Source organism: Janthinobacterium sp. P210006 (assembly GCF_036231885.1).
GTDB lineage: Bacteria > Pseudomonadota > Gammaproteobacteria > Burkholderiales > Burkholderiaceae_D > Janthinobacterium > Janthinobacterium violaceinigrum.
Window position 1 is genome coordinate 1 of sequence record NZ_JAZARD010000012.1, and the last position, 1,409, is coordinate 1,409.

Genomic DNA, 1,409 nt, shown 5'->3' on the forward strand with positions numbered 1-1,409 from the left:
AGGGTGAAAGGGTTGCAATAAACTGGTGGCTGCGACTGTTTAATAAAAACACAGCACTCTGCAAACACGAAAGTGGACGTATAGGGTGTGACGCCTGCCCGGTGCTGGAAGATTAAATGATGGGGTGCAAGCTCTTGATTGAAGTCCCAGTAAACGGCGGCCGTAACTATAACGGTCCTAAGGTAGCGAAATTCCTTGTCGGGTAAGTTCCGACCTGCACGAATGGCGTAACGATGGCCACACTGTCTCCTCCCGAGACTCAGCGAAGTTGAAATGTTTGTGATGATGCAATCTACCCGCGGCTAGACGGAAAGACCCCATGAACCTTTACTGTAGCTTTGCATTGGACTTTGAACCAATCTGTGTAGGATAGGTGGGAGGCTTTGAAGCGGGGACGCTAGTTCTCGTGGAGCCAACCTTGAAATACCACCCTGGTTTGTTTGAGGTTCTAACCTTGGTCCGTTATCCGGATCGGGGACAGTGCATGGTAGGCAGTTTGACTGGGGCGGTCTCCTCCTAAAGTGTAACGGAGGAGTTCGAAGGTACGCTAGATACGGTCGGACATCGTGTTGATAGTGCAATGGCATAAGCGTGCTTAACTGCGAGACTGACAAGTCGAGCAGGTACGAAAGTAGGACATAGTGATCCGGTGGTTCTGTATGGAAGGGCCATCGCTCAACGGATAAAAGGTACTCTGGGGATAACAGGCTGATTCCTCCCAAGAGTTCATATCGACGGGGGAGTTTGGCACCTCGATGTCGGCTCATCACATCCTGGGGCTGTAGCCGGTCCCAAGGGTATGGCTGTTCGCCATTTAAAGTGGTACGTGAGCTGGGTTTAAAACGTCGTGAGACAGTTTGGTCCCTATCTGCCGTGGGCGTTGGAAATTTGAAGGGGGCTGCTCCTAGTACGAGAGGACCGGAGTGGACGAACCTCTGGTGTACCGGTTGTCACGCCAGTGGCATTGCCGGGTAGCTAAGTTCGGAAGAGATAACCGCTGAAAGCATCTAAGCGGGAAACTTGCCTTGAGATGAGATTTCCCAGAGCCTTGAGCTCTTTGAAGGGTCGTTCGAGACCAGGACGTTGATAGGCTGGGTGTGGAAGTGCAGTAATGCATTAAGCTAACCAGTACTAATTGCCCGTACGGCTTGTCCCTATAACCTTAGCAGGTACAGAGGATAAGACGGTACAACGTTGCGTGTGTGTTGATACACCTATTCATTACCCCAATCTTTGCTTCTTCCAGATTCAGGCTTTGTCGCTCCACTGAGGACAAATGCCAGTACAAGTTATGCCTGATGACCATAGCAAGTTGGTCCCACCCCTTCCCATCCCGAACAGGACCGTGAAACAACTTTGCGCCGATGATAGTGCTGCAACCAGTGTGAAAGTAGGTTATCGTCAGGCTT

The 1,409-nt window shown here is 51.0% G+C and carries 2 rRNA genes; both read left to right on the forward strand.

What is annotated here, in order from left to right:
• A 23S ribosomal RNA gene (locus VPH41_RS28405) occupies nucleotides 1–1,156 on the forward strand; the annotation flags it as partial.
• Between the two features lie 138 nt (nucleotides 1,157–1,294).
• Nucleotides 1,295–1,407: ribosomal RNA gene (gene rrf, locus VPH41_RS28410) — 5S ribosomal RNA — on the forward strand.
• The last annotated feature ends 2 nt before the right edge of the window (nucleotides 1,408–1,409 follow it).